Source organism: Methylobacterium aerolatum, assembly GCF_022179085.1.
In the GTDB taxonomy this organism is placed as follows: Bacteria; Pseudomonadota; Alphaproteobacteria; order Rhizobiales; family Beijerinckiaceae; genus Methylobacterium; species Methylobacterium aerolatum.
Genome location: NZ_BPQE01000011.1, coordinates 140,486 through 155,932 on the forward strand (window position 1 = coordinate 140,486; position 15,447 = coordinate 155,932).

The following is a 15,447-nucleotide window of genomic DNA, read 5'->3' on the forward strand; positions in this document are numbered from 1 at the left end:
GCTGGACCCGCCGGGGAAACGTCGCCGACCAGAAGGCCGCATCGTCGGTTGCTTTTGGAGACGGTGCAGGGTTGTCCCGGCCTATGGGAAAAGACGCGAGCCGCGGACCAGACCCGCGGCTCGCGCTTTTTTTCGATGTCAGCAGGTCCGATCAGGTTCGGATCGCCGCCGCTTCGTCTCTGCGAAGGAAGCGGATCGAAGCCGGGGAGCGGGGCATCACACGGCCCGACCGAAAAGCCGCTTGCTGCCGCCATTTCCAGCTTCTGAAGGGTGGCGCATGGCCGCCGCGGAGGACGTATCTAGCGAGCATCCTGTGTTCGGGATCGTCGAAGTGCGTCGGCACCTCGGTGCCTGGCCGGAAAGGTCCTGGCGGCCGATGAAGCCCTCTCCGTCATTGCGAGCGTGAGCGAATCAAACCAGGGCAGCGGGCCGTTTCCGCCCGTGGCGCATCCCTGGATTGCTCCGCTCACGCTCGCAATGACGAAGGGAGAAACGACTTTCCCGGCCAGGATCCCAAATAAGGTGGTGCCTGGGGAAAAGATGTCGTTCCTCCCGGACACTCCGAACTCGGCCCCCGGAAATCTTTCGCCGTCACGCGCCAAGACCACGGGGGGCGGTAATCCAAGGCTTATTGCTGCGACAGCGGTGTCCCGCGAGCCGTCAGCGCGTCCCGCCCGTGCCGCCGCCCGTGCTGCCGTTCGGAACGGCGAGTTCGGGTCGGCTGGCATTGCCGCCGGCCGACGAGTTCGAGGTGAAGGTGTCGGCGCCGGTCGCTCCACGCGGCACCACGACGTTCGCTTCGCCGCCCGTGTTGTTACGGTTGACGATGGCGGGAGCCTCGCCCGCGCGCACGGCCTCGGGCGGGGCCGGCTGGGCTGCGGCCGGCGACAGCATCGCCGCGAGGGCGAGGGCGGCAAGGGTGAGTGTCGGGGCGGCCTTCATCGACTTCGACATGACGGATGTCCTCCAAGGGTGAAGTAGGATCACGGGGCGCCGTCCGGCAGCGTCGGGCTGTGCTCAGGCGAAATCGGCGAGGTCGTCGGCGACGTCCCCCACCTGCTGGTCCCGCCGCTTCTTGTCCTCAAGGGTCTCCCCGGAACGATCCTGGGGGCCATCGTCTTCGTCGTCGGAGGGTTTCGTCTCGCCGGACTCGTGCGGCGTCCGGCCTTTCGATGCGCCCGCCATGCAACCATCTCCCCGTCCGGTGCGTGGGCGGTCAAATCCGGAAGGGGCAACCTGTTCCGAAGTGCCGTGCGAAGGGGCGCATCGTGTCAGGAGAGGGGCCGCGATGGGCCAACGCTACGGTCTGGAAATCCGCGCCGCCTCCACTGTCGATGCGCCCGGCCTCGCCGCATGGCTGGAGCAGATGAGCGGCCTTCCGGCGAGGCCGCAGGACATCGCCGCCCGGCTGGAGGCGGTCGCGCGGCTCGGGGGCACGGTGCTCGTCGCCATGGAATGGGGACCGCCCAGCGGCGTCGTCGTCCTGCAGGGCGTGGCCGATCTCGCCGCCGCCCACCCGGCGGGGCTGCTCGCCACCCTGGGTGTCGTGCCCGATGCCCGGCGCAGGGGCATCGGGCGCCTGCTCGTGAAGGCAGCCGCCCGCTCGGCCCGCCTGATCGGCTGCGACCGCCTGCTTCTTCCCGTCGCCGGCGCGCCGCTGGACGTGGCCGCCTTCGCCGCCGCCACGGGCTTCGTGCCGGAGGGCGCCTTCCTGGCCCGCCCGCTTCTGCGCCGGGCCGGGGCAGGCGATTGATCGCCCGCGAATCATCCACAGGGAATCCCGCCCTGGTGCAGGTGGGGCTTCGCCGGGCTTAAAGGTCGATTCACGCCGCTGCGGTTAGGTTCGGCTAACGGTACTTGTGCGTAAACCGGCCCCTCATGCCACCGACAGACACTCTTCCGGATCTGTCCGGGCTCCTCGAATTGTCGAGGATCGAACAGCTTGATCTCAAGCCTGTCGTCCTGCGCGTGCAGACCGACCTGTTCCTGCGGGCTCCCCACCGCGACCGGGCGGCGCGGGAGACCTTCGCCTCCCTGGCCTGCGGCCTCATCCCCACCGTCGATGAGGACACGGCACGGATCGTCGCGGAAAAGCTCAGTTCCCACAGCGAAACCCCGACGGCCATCCTCGATGCCCTGCTGGCCCGCGGCGGCGCCGTGCGGGCGGCCGTGCTCGCCGGCAACCGGGCCTTCGCCGAGCGGGCGGCCTCGACCCCGGCGGAGGAGCCGCAGCCCGATCTGGCCATGGTGCCCGAGACACTCACCGGCATCCTCGCCTCGCTCCCCGCCCTGCAGCGCGAGGCGCTGGAGGATCTTTCCCGCGACGGGCGGCCCGAGGTCGATCTGAGCCTCGCGAAGAACCTCGACATCGCCCTCGGCGGCGCACCCCTGCGGCGGCTGACGGACCGGGCCCGGCATTCCGGAGAACTCGCCCGCGCGCTCCTCGCCCGGCCCGATCTTGCGGCCGCCGATCTCGCGCCCCTCTACCTCCACGCGGACCCGGCCCGGCGGGAAGTGATCGCAGGGGCGATCGAGGCGACGGCCGCCCTCCGGCCGTGTCCGCCCGCGCCGCGCGGCCTCGGTACAACCCTGGCGACGCTGTCGAGCAAGCGGAACGTCCCGGCCTTCATCCAGACCCTGTCGGCGGCCCTCGGCCTGCGGCCGGATTTCGTCGCGACCGTCGCCGAACCCGATGCGCGCTACGATCTTCTCGCCCTCGCCATGCGGGCGGCGGGCCTGCAGGAGGAGGAGGCCGTCTTCGTCTTCCTCACCCTCAATCAGGGGGTGGCGCGCTCGACGCAGCGGGTCACGGCCCTCGTCGGCCTCTTTCGCGCCGTGAGCCGGGCGGCCGCCCGCGATCTGCTCAGCGCGATCCTCGACGTGATCCTGCCGGAGCGGGTCGGCGAGCACGTCCCCTATCACGGGCCGGAGGCGAAGCCCCGCCCCGGCATCGAGCGGATCGCGGCGCAGCGCGCCCCGGCCCCCTCGCGCACGATCCGCTCCCTGCGCGAGGGCGGCTGATCGCCGTCGCCGCGAAAAGTCTCGGCGCCTCAGCGCCGCTCCACGCCGCGCCACGCGGGCGCGCGATCCTCGGCCAGCAGCGTGTCCCCGGAGGTGGGAGCCGGATCCGGCTCGCCGGCCCGGCGGCTCAGCTCCGCCATTAGGCCCTTGGCCAGGACATCCCGCACCACCCGCTCGCGGGTCTCGGGCGGCACCGCCGCCAAGGCAGCCGGCAGGGCAGCCGGCAGGGCGGCGCGGGGCACGGCGGCGGCGATCTTGTGGGCCTCGGCCGCCGGGTCGGCCCCGCCGCGCATCAGGGCGAGGTAGGACAGCCCGCCCACGACAAGCATGACCCGCAACAGAAACAGCATCACTCGCCCCTCTCGGGATCGCACCGGACGGTGCGGGCGCGGCGAGGCGCCCGGTCGTTCGGGACAATCCGGCGGATCGGGTGAAGCAGCCGTCAACCGTGCCCGGGTTTCCGGCGCGATGGTGAACGCGATCTCGCCGGGTGGCTGGTTACTTCGCGGAAAGCATCCCGAGTGGTCGCGGCCTCCACGCAACACTCGTTTAAGGGCGCTCTGAGACCGTCTGAAAGTCGTTCGAAGTCGAACCGGAGGCGACAGGGTTGCCTGACAAGCAAACTGCGCCGCGCGTGTGAGTCTTGACCATTAATAAAGTCCTGACAAACCTGTTCGACGAGCGTCTGGCCGGGCTCGTGCATCGCTCGGCAAGCGACGACATGGCGATGCGGCAGCGCCAGGAGCGCTTCCTCGTTTCGCGGCTGGCGACGGGGCTCGTCACCATGGCCGCCCTCCCGCCCTATCTCCTGTGGCGCGGCGTTCCCTCCGCCATCGAGGTCGCCGCCGTGGCGAGCCTCCTGCTCCCGGTGCTCGCGGCGGTGATCCTGTCGCGCACCGGCTCGCTCTGGGTCGCCCACGCGGTGTCCTCGGCGGGGCTCACCGGCCTCGTCGTGTGCCTCGCGACGATGACCGGTGGCCCGGCCTCGCCCGCCGCCGTCTGGCTCGCCGTCGTCCCCCTGGAGGCCCTGGTCTCGGGGTCGTGGCGCGCCACCGTGGCCGCGACCTTCCTCGCGGCGCTGGGTGTCGGAACCGTGATGCTGTCGAGCCTGTGGTTCGGCGCCGACCCGGTGATCGCCCTGCCGATCAACCTCGCCTTGCCCGTCTTCGCCCTCACCGCCTTGGGCCACGTCGCCGCCCAGGCTCTGGAACACCTGCGCAACGAGGGCGCATGGCGGGATCGCCTGCGCAGCAACGAGGCGCGGGATCGGATGCTGCTCTCGGCCATCGACGACCTCGTGACCTGGCACGACAGCAACGGCCGGGTCGTGGAGGCGTCGGCCGCCTCGACCAAGCTGGTCGGCGTCGAGGCCACGAGCCTCAGGGCCCACGGCCTGCTGCAGCGGGTGCACGTGGCCGACCGGCCCGCCTACCTCAGCACCATCAGCACCGTGGCGGTCACGGGGCGTGCCGCCACCGTTGCCCTGCGCCTCCACGTCGATCCGGCCGCCCGCCGCAGCGACGGGGCGCACCTGATCCATGTGGAGATGCGCGCCCACCGGATCGGCGACGAGGGCGCCACCGACGGCATGAGCGTGGTTGCCGTGACCCGCGACATGACCGAGCACCACCTCCACAAGCAGGAGTTGGAGGAGGCGCGGCTGGTGGCCGAGCGCGCCGACGCGGTGAAGGGGCGCTTCCTCGCCAACGTCACGCACGAACTGCGCACGCCGCTCAACGCCATCATTGGGTTCTCCGAGGTGCTGGCAGGGGAGGGCGGCGTGCATCTCGGCGCCATCCAGCAGCGGGAATATGCCGGGCTGATCCACCAGTCGGGCCACCACCTCCTCGACGTGGTGAACACGCTCCTCGACATCAGCCGCATCCAGAGCGGCAACTTCGACTACAAGCCGGAGGCGATGGACGCCGCCGAGCTGGTGCAGTCCTGCTGCCACCTCATGGCGCTCAAGGCGAGCCAGGGGCAGGTCTCCCTGCGGGCGAAGGCTGCCGCGCCGGCGGAGATCCTGGCCGATCCCCGTGCCTGCCGCCAAGTGCTCATCAACCTCATCTCGAACGCCCTGAAGTACACCGCCGCCGGGGGGACCGTGACGGTCGCCCTCTCGCAAGAGGTGGACGGGCTCGACATCGCCGTCACCGATACCGGCATGGGCATCTCCGCGGAGGATCTCCCGCGCCTCGGCACCCCGTTCTTCCAGGCGGGTGGCGGCGGCTACGCCCGCAGCCACGAGGGCACCGGCCTCGGCCTGTCGGTGGTGCAGGGCCTCGTCGGCCTGCACGGCGGAGCGATCCGGATCGAGAGCGCCCCCGGCCTCGGCACCGTCGTCACCGTGACGCTGCCCTACGCCGGCCGTACCGAAGACGCGCCGGGCGGCCCGGCGCCGATCTCGACGGCAATCCGCGGCGCCGCGCCGAAGCGGCCGAAGGTGGTGAGCCTGCCGCTCGGCCTCTTCGACCCCGAGCCCCTGGCCGGCACGGTCGCCGCATCCGATCTCACGGCATCCGCGCCGTATCGGCGCGCCGGGTGATCACAGTCCCGGAAGGAGGATCAATGGCAGGGTATCGCGAGATCACGGTGGGCGGGGGCGATGGCCGCGTCCGGCGTCCGGCGGTGAAGGGACGGCGTCCCGCGCCGATCTCGGGCGGAGGATGGAAGGCGGTGGTGATGCCGCTGCTGGCGCACGGCGCGTCCCGGGGTCTGAGCCTGTGCCGCGAGCGGCCGGGCGCGATCTTCGGGGCGGTGGTGGCCCTCGGCACGGCCGGTTTCATCTGCGTGAACGCCCTGGGGTACCAGCAGGGCCGCCATCCCGCGCCGATCCTGCCGAAAGTGGCCGCCCGGGCGCCCGCCAAGGCCATTCCGGCCGCACCCGTCGCCGCCGAGAACCCCGCGTCGGCCGAGGCGCCGCGCGACGTCCAGGCGGAGGCGGCAAAGCCCGCTCCCGCGCCGAAGCCCACGCCCCGCGACCCGATCGCCGAGTTGATCCGCGCCGAGGACACCACCGCCTCGGTCAACCCGAAGGCGAAGCCCGCCGCCCCCGCAAAGGCCGAGGCCGCGCCCGCGGGGGATGCCGCCGTCCTGCGCGCCCAGCGCGCCCTAGCCAAGCTCGGCTACAGCAAGGTGAAGGCCGACGGCGCCATGGGGCCCGCGACCAAGGCGGCCATCGAGAAGTTCGAGCGCGACCACAAGCTGCCGGTCACCGGCGAGGCGTCGGGGCGGACCCTGCGGGCGCTGGAAAGCGGGGCGGCCAAGGGGTAGCAAGGGCCGCGCCCTCCCTCCGGGGCGCGGGACCATCACCGAGGTGACGGACATGCCGCGCCTGCGCTCCGATTTCTGGGTTTCCGCCCATCTACGCCGCCTGAACGACGGCGCCATCCCGGCCGTCCTGCGGCGGCGGGGCGCGGCCGAGGCGGGGGCGATCTTCGTGAAGATCGACCGCCTCGACGGCTCCGCCGACCTCTACGGTCCGGCACCGCAATCCCTCATGGCGGAGGCGGAGGATCTCGGCGAGCGGCGCTTCACCGCCCTTCTCACGGGCGCCACGCCCCTCGACGTGGAGGAGAAGCTCGCCCGCGAAATCCGCTTCGATTCCGACCTCTGGATCGTCGAGATCGACGACCGCGAGGGGCGCCACGGCCTGGATGTGGCCAAGGAATGATCTGGAGCGGCGGGGGGCGTCCTCGCTGCGTCCGCAATGACGCTTTGGGATGCGACCGGGCTACCGCAACCGGTTCCCGACGACGCCCGCCTCCAGAGACAGGGTCGTCCGGTCGGTGAGGGCCCATTCGACGCCGACGCGGGCATCGGGGCGCAGCGCCACCTGATCCTGCGAGAAGGGCAGCGAGGTGGCCGTCGGGCCGGCCCGCAGGGTCTCGTGGACCGCGTAGGCGCCGACCTTGCCGTAGAGCAGCACGTTGGGCGTCAGCAGGGTTCCGACCTTTGCGTCGAAGGCGGCGGCCACGTCGCGGGAATAGGAGAGCCGGTTGTAGCCGGGGATCCCCCCGCCCGAGGCGGGGATCAGCGCGTCGATCGCACCCGAGAACCCGTAGACGAGATTGCCGTCCTGCCACAGGCGGCCGCCCTCGAATCCGATGGTCGGCCCCGCATAGCCGCCGAACCGCTTCGAGGAGACCGCCTCGAACCCGGTCGAGAGCCGGGCGTAGGATCCGGCCCAGCGGCCCTGGCCATCCTCGACCTCGCGGGGCCATGCGAAGGAGGGCAGGGGGCCGAACCCCACGGAAAAGGGGAAGACCTGCGCCGCGGCGGGTGCCGCCGCCAGCAGGGGCACGCCGAGGATGGCCGCGCGAACGACGCGCGGGGCGAAGACGATCAACCCCATAGCTCCGGCTCCGGTGGAAAGATCGTGCTGCCCTCGTAGCGGAGCGGCGGCTCCCGGTCGCGGGCGAGCAGAAGCGGACCGTCGAGGTCCACGAACTCGGCATGGTGCATCAGCAGGGTGGCGGGTGCCATGCCCAGCGACGTGCCGAGCATGCAGCCGATCATCACCGTCAGGCCCCTGGCCCGCGCCTCGTGGGCGAGCATCACCGCCTCGGTGAGGCCGCCCGTCTTGTCGAGCTTGATGTTGATCGCCTCGTAGAGCCCGGCGAGCCTGTCGAGGCCCGCCCGGTCATGGAGGCTTTCGTCGGCGCAGATCGGCACGGGATGGGTGATCTGCCCGAGGAGGGAATCCTCCCCCGCCGGGAGCGGCTGCTCGATGAGCGCCACCCCCGCCGCGAGGCAGGCGGCGAGGTTGGCTTCGAGGTTGTCGGGCCGCCACGCCTCGTTGGCATCGACGATGAGCCGCGCGTCCGGCGCGCCCTGGCGCACCGCCGCGATCCGCTCGGGGTCGCCGTCGCCGCCGAGCTTCACCTTCAGGAGCGGGCGCGCGGCGGCGGCGCGGGCCGCCTCGCCCATGCTCTCCGGCGTGCCGAGGCTCAGCGTGTAGGCCGTCGTGGCGGGCCGGGGGGCGGGGAGCCCGGCGACCTCCCAGGCGCGGCGCCCCTGCGCCTTGGCTTCGAGGTCGAACAGGGCGCAATCGAGGGCGTTGCGCGCGGCGCCGGCCGGCATCCGCTCCCGCAACTCGGCGCGGGTGGTCCCCGCCGCCACGGCCCAGGACTGGGCCTCGATGAGGTCGCTGACGCTCTCGATGCTCTCGCCGTAGCGCGCGTAGGGCACGCACTCGCCCCGGCCCACCACGTCGCCGTCCCGGATCGTCGCGACGACGACGGCGATCTCGGTGCGGCTGCCCCGGGAGATCGTGAAGGCACCCGCGATCGGGAAGCGCTCCACGGTGAGGGAAAGGGCGCGGGGCATGGCGGGACCCGATCTCAGGTGGCCGGGAAGTCGGCGACGATCCGGTCCACGAGGCTCGCCACGCCGAAGCGCACCGGGTCCGTGGCGGGCAGGCCGTACTCGGCGGCAAGCCCTTCGAGGAGGCGTCGCGCCTCGTCCTCGCCGAGGGCCTGCGTGTTCACGGCGATGCCGACGGGGCGGATGTCGGGGTTCGTCAGGCGCCCGAGCTGGACCGTGAGGTCGATGACCTGCCGGATGGTCGGGAGCGGGTGTTGCACGCCGCGCATGGTGGTGCGGGTCGGCTCATGGCAGACAACGAAGGCGTCGGCCTGGGCGCCGTGCAGGAGCCCGAGGCTCACGCCCGCGAAGGACGGGTGGTAGAGCGAGCCCTGTCCCTCGATCAGGTCCCAGTGGTCCGGCGCGGCGGCGGGCGACACCGTCTCGACGGCGCCGGAGATGAAGTCGGCCACCACCGCGTCGATGGCGACGCCGCGGCCCGAGATGAACACGCCGGTCTGCCCGGTGGCGCGGAAGTCCGCGTCGAGGCCGCGCTCGCGCATCCCCTTCTCCAGCGCCAGCACCGTGTACTTCTTGCCCACCGAGCAGTCGGTCCCCACCGTCAGCAGGCGACGGCCGGGACGGCGCGTGCCCTTGCCGGTCGGGAAGGTCTCGGTGGTGTGCCGGACGTCGTGAAGCTGGCGGCCGCGCCGCTCGGCGGCCTCGGCGATGGCGGGGACGGCGCCGAGGCGCACGTGGAGGCCGCTCGCCACGTCGTAGCCCGCCTCCAACGCCGCCACGATCTCCGCGATCCAATGGTCCGGCAGGACGCCGCCCGCGTTGACCACGCCCACGACGAGGGTGCGGCAGCCCTTGGCCAAACCCTCTTCGAGGGTCATGTCGGGGATGCCGAGGTCGGCATTGCAGCCCGGCAAGCGCATCTGGCCGATGCACCAGTCGGGCCGCCAGTCCTTGATGCCGTAGGCCGTCTTGGCCGCCAGCGCATCCGGCACGTCGCCGAGGAACATCAGATAGGGCGTGGCGATCTGCATCGGCGGGTCTCTCGTTCTCGCCGATCTACGCGCGGCAGGCCACGCTTCGCAAGGCACGGGCCGGCCCGGTCCCGGTCACCGAACCGCCCGGGAACCGTTGCCCACCGCATTCCCGGGCGGCGTCGGAGGGGGGCGGTCGTTCGCCGAGCGCAGGGCGGGCAAAATCGGCAAGACATGGCCTGCGTACCAGTAAAACCTAACCTGTGTAGTGGTGGGGATGGGGGCCGAGGATAGGCGATGAAGATCCCCCCGGCTTGTCTGCGGACCCGAATGGATACCCCCCTCACGCGGAAATTGAACAACTTCGTCCGGCTCTCGGCAATGGACGAAGGTCTGATCGCCGACGTCCTTGAGCCGCCGCGGCTTGTCGAGGCCCGGGTCGATATCGTCGAGGAGGGCGAGATCCCCCGGACGGTGAACGTCATCCTCAGCGGGTGGGCCTGCCGGTACCGGCAGTTCGAGGACGGCCGCCGCCAGATCATCTCGCTGCTGCTCCCCGGCGATTGCTGCGATCCGCACATTCCGCTCCTCGACCGGCGGGATCATGCCATCGGCGCGCTCACGCAGGTGAGCGTCGCGCGGATCGGCGGCTCGGCGATGGCCGAGATCATGGCGCGCAGCCCCACCCTCTCCCTGGCCTTCCACCGGGAGGCGCTCGCCGGCGCGGCGATCCAGCGGGAATGGACGGTGAGCCTCGGGCGACGCTCCGGCGCGGAGCGCCTCGCCCACCTGTTCTGCGAGTTGCATGCCCGGCTAAGGGCGGTGTCCCTTGCGGACGAGACCAGTTGCCCGATGCCCCTGACGCAACCCGACCTCGCCGACGCCCTCGGGCAGACGACGGTTCACATCAACCGGACCCTGCAGGATCTCCGCGGGGCCAGCCTGCTGACCCTGAAGGGCCGCCGCCTCACGGTCCTCGACTCCGCGAGCCTGTGCCAGCTCGCGAAGTTCGATCCGCTCTACCTTCACCTGGGAGCGAGCCGCATGGCCTCCCGCCACGCGCTGCCCTCGGGGCCCGACCGACCGGGCGTGGCCGACCGTCTGCCCTGATGCCGACGGGCCGAGGCCCCCGTCGCCGGTTCGGCGAGGGGGCCGGTCCGCGCGCCGGACCCGTTCAGGGTCTGCTCAGAACACCGGCATCGCGCCCGCGACGGTGATGAGCGCACCGGAGGTGTAGCTGCTCTCCTCGGAGGCCAGCATCACGTAGGCCGAGGCGAGTTCCGCCGGCTGGCCGGGGCGCCCGAAGGGCACTTGGCTGCCGAAGGTCTTCACGGCCTCATCGCTCATGCCGGCGGGGATGAACGGCGTCCAGATCGGTCCCGGCAGGACGCCGTTCACCCGGATGCCCTTCTCGGCCAGCAACTGGGAGAGGCTAAGCACCATGTTGCTCAGTGCTCCCTTCGTGGCGCTGTAGGAGAGCAGCGTCGGCATCGGGTGCTTCGAGTTCACCGAGGAGGTGAAGATCACCGAGGCGCCGGGCTTCAGGTGCGGCAACGCCGCCTTCGTCACGTAGAACGATCCGAACACGTTCGTGCGGAAATGGTCCTCGAAGATCTGGTCCTCGATTTCCTCCAGGGTTTTGGCCGGCTGCTGGAACGCGCCGTTGTTCACAACGACGTCGAGGCGGCCGAAGGTCTCGACGGTCTTGGCGACGCTATCGCGGGCATAGGCAGATTGCTTCAGGTCGCCGGGGAGAAGGAGGGCGCGGCGGCCCGCCTTCTCGACCCACTGGGCCACGGCCTCCGCATCCGCCTGCTCATCGGGCAGGTACGAGATGGCGACGTCCGCGCCCTCGCGGGCATAGGCGATGGCCACGGCCCGGCCGATGCCCGAATCGCCGCCGGTGATCAGCGCCGCCTGTCCGCTCAGCTTGCCGGAGCCCTTGTAGCTCTCCTCCCCGTGGTCGGGATCGGGGCTCATCTTGCCGGTCTTTCCGGGGAAGCTCTGCGGCTGGGCGTCGAAGGGCGGGCGCGGATACTTGTGGAGCGGATCGGTCATCGGAGGTCCGTGCTGACGGGAATGCCCGCACAACCTGTGTTCGGATCGAGCGTTCCCGGGTGCCCGCCACGCCGTGGCGATCCGACGCGAGGGCGGCGGAGCGCGCGCGGCCTCGCCGCTACGGGGCCTTCAGCACCGCCCGGCAGGCGGAGGGAAGGGCCGCCATGGTCATCGGCGGCTTGGGCTTGGGCGCGACCTTCGGGGGCTTCGGATGGAGCACCTTGTCCGAGAACCAGTAGCTCAGGTCGTCGCAACCGTCGCCGGTGGGCGGCGGGTCCTGCGATTGGCACTCCGACTGCCCGGCGGGGCAGCTTAGGCGGATATGGTAGTGATAGTTGTGCCCGTACATCGGGCGCACCTTCGACAGCCAGCGGCCACCGCCGCCGGATTCCCGGCACAGGGCCTTCTTGATCGCCGCGTTGACGAAGATGCGCTCCACCTCGGGCTGCTCGGCGGTGAGCTTGATGAGCTGAAGGTGCTGGGGTGTCCAGACGCCGGGGTCGATGTCGAGGCGGTCCGGGCGGACCATATCGGTGGCGGAGGTCTCCTCGCGCTCGGCCCGGCTCATCCGGTGATCCGGCATCGGGGTGAGCCAGACGTCGGCGTCGATGCCGATCTGGTGGGAGGCATGGCCCGTGATCATCGGCCCGCCCCGGGGCTGGGCCATGTCGCCGACGAGCAGGCCGGGCCATCCCACCCGCGTCGCATTCTCGGACAGGCGCTCGATGAAATCGACGAGCTGGGGCGTGCCCCACATCCGGTTGCGTGAGGGCCGCATCACCTGCCAATGCGGGCCGTCGAGGGGCAGGGCCTCGCCGCCGGAGAAACAGCCCTTGGCATAGAAGCCGTAGATGTGCGCCGGGCCGGACGAGGCGCGGGTCACGCGGCCGAAGAGGGCCTTGGCCGGCGTCGAGGGCGCGTCGGGATTCTCGAGCGGCGGCAGCGGTTTCGGGTTGACGCTTCCCCTGTCCTGGGCTGACGCCGCACCCGGCAGGGCGAGCGCGGCGAGGGCCGTGAGGCAGGCGAGGCGCGAGAGCGTCATGCGGGCGTGGGTCCGAAAGGGCAGGGCCCGGAGCGTGGCCGGTGAGAGCGGCGATTTTCAGGCGGGCCCCGCACGACGGCTCCGGGACCCGGCCTCACCCCTTCGAGGGGCCGCACCAGCCCGGCAGGTATCCCGCATCCTTGGATTTCGCGAGCGCCAGCGCCTTCTCCATCGCGGCGGAGAAATCGTCCTCAATGCGCTTCCCCTTGATGTTCCGGCGCAGGAAGTCGGCCCAGAGGAACTCGCTGAACGGCGTCGTGTCCTTGGCGAAGCCGCCCGCCCGGCGCAGCTCGCCCGCGAGGCTGCGGAACGGATCGTCCTTCAGGTCCGCGATCGCCTTCGGAATGTCGTCGAAATCCTGCCGCTCCCCGTCGTGGTCGTAGGGGTGAACCCAGGACTTGTGGTCGCACACCGTCCAGAAGGCGTCCTTGTCGAGCTTGTGCAGGTCCGCGACCACCGTCACCAGCACGGTCTCCACTCCCTCTTCCAACAGGGCGCGGGACAGGTGGTGGTGGTCGATGAGGTAGTGGTGCTTCTTCGGCCCGAGCAGGGTCGGGATCATGTGGGCGCCGAGGAAAGCGCGCTTCTTCTCGGGATCGTAGTCCCGCCAGCGGCGGCGCTTCTCCTGCACCTCCCGCAGGCCTACCGTCATCTGTGTCGGGCGCAGCTCCGCGATCGGGACCGACTTCAGCAACGGTTCGCGGTTGGCCATCGGTCGTCCTCTCCGGGTGCGTCGAGAGACCGCGACTTAGGTCATGACACCATCGGAGGCCACGCACGGCCCGGAAAGCCCCTGTGATTGTACGATCACGATTTGCCGAGGTGGCCCCGCCGCGCGGCGTCGAGGACGAAGAGGCGGATCGCGGAAGACAGGTTGCTCTCGCCCCGTCCGGCGTCGATGGCGCCCACCACCGCTTGCACCGAGCGGCCCTCCGCCGTGGCGAGATCGGTGAGCGCCCGCCAGAACGCATCCTCCAGCGACACGCTGGTCCGATGCCCGGCGATCATCACCGAGCGCTTGACGATGCCGCCCACGGGACGGCCGCCTCAGTCCCCGGCCCCGTCCTCCGGCCGCTCCAGGCGATGGCCCTCATGGCGGGTCTCCTCCAGCGCCTTGCGCTTCTGCTGGAGGGTCTTCGCCTTCTTGGGGCGGCCGAAGGCGATGCGGTTCTCCTCCGCCTTCGTCTCGGCCTCCGCACGGGCGCGGGCCTTGCGAACCTGCCGCAGGTTGACGATCTCGCCCATCGCTCACGCCTCCATTCCTGCGTGTCTTACCCGCCATCGCGAGCGGAGCGAAGCAATCCAGGGTAGCGGGCCGCGTCCGACCCGAGCGCATCCCCGGCTTGCTTCGCCCACGCGCGCGACGATGGTGACGGTCACTCCGCGCTCGGCGCCAGCATCGTCTCCGGCCGCACCACGCGCTCGAACTCCTCCTCGGTGACGTAGCCGAGGCGAAGGGCCTCCTCCTTCAGGGTCGTGCCGTTCTTGTGCGCCGTCTTGGCGATGGTGGCCGCCTTGTCGTAGCCGATGGAGGGCGCCAGCGCCGTCACCAGCATGAGCGAGCGGCTCATCAGGTCGGCGATCTTGTCCTCGTTGGCCTTGATGCCGACGACGCAGTTGTCGGTGAAGCTCACCGCCGCGTCGGCGAGGAGCCGCACCGATTGCAGCACCGCGTTGGCGATCACCGGCTTGAACACGTTGAGCTCGAAGTTGCCTTGGCTGCCGGCGAAGCTCACCGTGGTGCCGTTGCCGATCACTTGGGCGCAGACCATGGTCAGCGCCTCGCACTGGGTCGGGTTGACCTTGCCCGGCATGATCGACGAGCCCGGCTCGTTCTCCGGCAGGGACAGCTCCCCGAGGCCCGAGCGCGGGCCCGAGCCGAGGAGCCGGATGTCCTGGGCGATCTTGAACAGGCCGGCGGCGAGCGCCGAGAGCGCGCCTTGCGTGAACACCAGGGCGTCGTGGGTGGCCAGCGCCTCGAATTTGTTCTGCGCCGAGGTGAAGGGCAGGCCGGTCAGCTCCGCGACCTTCGCGGCAAAGCGATCGGCGAATTCGGGGTGGGCGTTGAGACCGGTGCCCACCGCCGTGCCGCCCTGCGCCAGGGCGAGAACGCCCGGCAGGGTCGCGGCGACGCGGGCGCCGCCGAGCGCCACCTGGGCGGCGTAGCCCGAAAATTCCTGGCCGAGGGAGACCGGCGTCGCGTCCTGCAGGTGGGTGCGGCCGATCTTCACGATGCCCTCGAAGGACTTCGCCTTCGCATCCAGCGCCGAGTGCAGGTGCGTCAGCGCCGGCATCAGCCGCCCGTCGATCTCCCGCGCCACGGCGATGTGCATCGCGGTGGGGAAGGTGTCGTTGGAGGACTGGCCCCGGTTGCAGTGGTCGTTGGGGTGGATCGGGCTCTTGCCGCCCCGCTGGCCGCCGAGCGACTCGTTGGCGAGGCTCGCGATCACCTCGTTGGCGTTCATGTTGGACTGGGTGCCCGAACCGGTCTGCCAGACCACCAGGGGAAACTCGTCGTCGTGCTCGCCTTTCACCACGGTGGACGCGGCGGCGGCAATGGCATCGGCGAGTTGCGGCTCGAGGACGCCGAGATCCTTGTTCACGAGGGCCGCCGCCTGCTTCACGAGGCCGAGCGCATGGACCAGCGGCGCCGGCATGTGCTCGGTGCCGATCTTGAAGTTCTGGATCGAGCGCTGCGTCTGCGCACCCCAGTAGCGATGGGCCGGGACCTCGATCGGGCCGAAGGTGTCCGATTCGGTGCGGGTCGCGGTTTCGGTGGGCGACATCGTGGCCTCTACGTTGGTGCGGTGCGGTGCCTACTTAACGGGGATGCGGCGCGAGCGCGATGCCGCATGGTCCGCGCCGCCCGACATCCGGGCCGCTCTGTCCACGGCATTCATGGCCCCTCGGGGCCGAAACCCACCGGACTTGTGGAGCGACGAGCCTGACCCTCTCCCAGACGGCCCCCCAGACACGATCATCGGGCACTCGCGCACCCGGGAACGCTGCACCGGAGCCGGAGGATGGCGC

The 15,447-nt window shown here is 71.0% G+C and carries 18 protein-coding genes; 6 read left to right on the forward strand and 12 right to left on the reverse strand.

Annotated features, from left to right (window positions below; translation table 11 throughout):
* Positions 1-660 precede the first annotated feature (660 nt).
* Positions 661-954 carry a hypothetical protein gene (locus tag MFF06_RS07500; RefSeq protein WP_238202537.1) on the reverse strand — a complete coding sequence of 98 codons (294 nt, stop codon included), beginning with the start codon at positions 952-954 and terminating at the stop codon, positions 661-663.
* A 63-nt stretch (positions 955-1,017) separates the two neighbouring features.
* Positions 1,018-1,185: a hypothetical protein gene (locus tag MFF06_RS07505; protein WP_238202538.1), complete on the reverse strand. Its 168-nt coding sequence runs from the start codon at positions 1,183-1,185 to the stop codon at positions 1,018-1,020.
* 103 nt (positions 1,186-1,288) lie between these two features.
* Here MFF06_RS07505 and MFF06_RS07510 point away from each other — a divergent pair, with 103 nt between their 5' ends.
* Positions 1,289-1,753 (forward strand): GNAT family N-acetyltransferase, encoded by a 465-nt coding sequence (locus MFF06_RS07510; protein WP_238202540.1) that lies wholly within the window; start codon positions 1,289-1,291, stop codon positions 1,751-1,753.
* 170 nt (positions 1,754-1,923) lie between these two features.
* Complete coding sequence (locus tag MFF06_RS07515; RefSeq protein ID WP_306421654.1) at positions 1,924-3,021, forward strand: hypothetical protein; 1,098 nt, start codon at positions 1,924-1,926, stop codon at positions 3,019-3,021.
* Positions 3,022-3,050: 29 nt separating this feature from the next.
* On the opposite strand, the gene MFF06_RS07520 is transcribed toward MFF06_RS07515, so the two are convergent.
* Positions 3,051-3,371, reverse strand: a complete 321-nt coding sequence (locus MFF06_RS07520; protein ID WP_238202544.1) for a hypothetical protein — start codon at positions 3,369-3,371, stop codon at positions 3,051-3,053.
* Positions 3,372-3,664: 293 nt separating this feature from the next.
* Between MFF06_RS07520 and MFF06_RS07525 the strand changes: the two genes are divergently transcribed.
* Genes MFF06_RS07525 through MFF06_RS07535 form a run of 3 tightly spaced genes read left to right on the forward strand, consistent with a single transcriptional unit; the run spans position 3,665 to position 6,694 of the window.
* Positions 3,665-5,566: a sensor histidine kinase gene (locus MFF06_RS07525; RefSeq protein WP_238202545.1), complete on the forward strand. Its 1,902-nt coding sequence runs from the start codon at positions 3,665-3,667 to the stop codon at positions 5,564-5,566.
* Positions 5,567-5,589: 23 nt separating this feature from the next.
* Positions 5,590-6,294, forward strand: coding sequence for a peptidoglycan-binding domain-containing protein (locus MFF06_RS07530; RefSeq protein WP_238202547.1), 705 nt, complete (start codon positions 5,590-5,592; stop codon positions 6,292-6,294).
* Positions 6,295-6,346: 52 nt separating this feature from the next.
* Entirely contained in the window at positions 6,347-6,694 is a 348-nt protein-coding gene (locus MFF06_RS07535) for a DUF1491 family protein (RefSeq protein ID WP_238202548.1), read from the forward strand.
* 60 nt (positions 6,695-6,754) lie between these two features.
* Here MFF06_RS07535 and MFF06_RS07540 read toward each other — a convergent pair whose 3' ends face one another.
* The 3 genes from MFF06_RS07540 to dgcN are packed head-to-tail and all read right to left on the reverse strand — an operon-like array spanning position 6,755 to position 9,377.
* Complete coding sequence (locus MFF06_RS07540) at positions 6,755-7,375, reverse strand: outer membrane protein (protein WP_238202550.1); 621 nt, start codon at positions 7,373-7,375, stop codon at positions 6,755-6,757.
* Positions 7,366-8,349 (reverse strand): N-acetyl-D-Glu racemase DgcA, encoded by a 984-nt coding sequence (dgcA, locus tag MFF06_RS07545; RefSeq protein ID WP_238202551.1) that lies wholly within the window; start codon positions 8,347-8,349, stop codon positions 7,366-7,368. The genes MFF06_RS07540 and dgcA overlap by 10 nt, the downstream gene beginning before the upstream one ends.
* Positions 8,350-8,363: 14 nt before the next feature.
* Positions 8,364-9,377 carry an N-acetyltransferase DgcN gene (dgcN, locus tag MFF06_RS07550; protein ID WP_238202553.1) on the reverse strand — a complete coding sequence of 338 codons (1,014 nt, stop codon included), beginning with the start codon at positions 9,375-9,377 and terminating at the stop codon, positions 8,364-8,366.
* Positions 9,378-9,647: 270 nt separating this feature from the next.
* On the opposite strand from dgcN, the gene MFF06_RS07555 reads away from it, so the two are divergent.
* Entirely contained in the window at positions 9,648-10,427 is a 780-nt protein-coding gene (locus tag MFF06_RS07555; protein ID WP_238202555.1) for a Crp/Fnr family transcriptional regulator, read from the forward strand.
* 75 nt (positions 10,428-10,502) lie between these two features.
* On the opposite strand, the gene MFF06_RS07560 is transcribed toward MFF06_RS07555, so the two are convergent.
* The 6 genes from MFF06_RS07560 to fumC form a co-directional block, all read right to left on the reverse strand.
* Positions 10,503-11,375: an SDR family oxidoreductase gene (locus tag MFF06_RS07560; RefSeq protein WP_238202558.1), complete on the reverse strand. Its 873-nt coding sequence runs from the start codon at positions 11,373-11,375 to the stop codon at positions 10,503-10,505.
* A gap of 118 nt (positions 11,376-11,493) precedes the next feature.
* Positions 11,494-12,417 carry a penicillin-insensitive murein endopeptidase gene (gene mepA / locus MFF06_RS07565; protein ID WP_238202560.1) on the reverse strand — a complete coding sequence of 308 codons (924 nt, stop codon included), beginning with the start codon at positions 12,415-12,417 and terminating at the stop codon, positions 11,494-11,496.
* Positions 12,418-12,511: 94 nt separating this feature from the next.
* Entirely contained in the window at positions 12,512-13,129 is a 618-nt protein-coding gene (locus MFF06_RS07570; protein ID WP_238202562.1) for a ParB-like protein, read from the reverse strand.
* A 95-nt stretch (positions 13,130-13,224) separates the two neighbouring features.
* The gene (locus tag MFF06_RS07575; RefSeq protein ID WP_283207252.1) at positions 13,225-13,452 is read right to left on the reverse strand and encodes a ribbon-helix-helix domain-containing protein; all 228 of its coding nucleotides are present in this window, start codon (positions 13,450-13,452) and stop codon (positions 13,225-13,227) included.
* 12 nt (positions 13,453-13,464) lie between these two features.
* A complete protein-coding gene (locus MFF06_RS07580; RefSeq protein ID WP_238202564.1) occupies positions 13,465-13,662 on the reverse strand; it encodes a DUF4169 family protein in 198 nt (65 codons plus the stop codon).
* 131 nt (positions 13,663-13,793) lie between these two features.
* Complete coding sequence (gene fumC / locus MFF06_RS07585) at positions 13,794-15,203, reverse strand: class II fumarate hydratase (RefSeq protein ID WP_238202565.1); 1,410 nt, start codon at positions 15,201-15,203, stop codon at positions 13,794-13,796.
* Between the last annotated feature and the right edge of the window lie 244 nt (positions 15,204-15,447).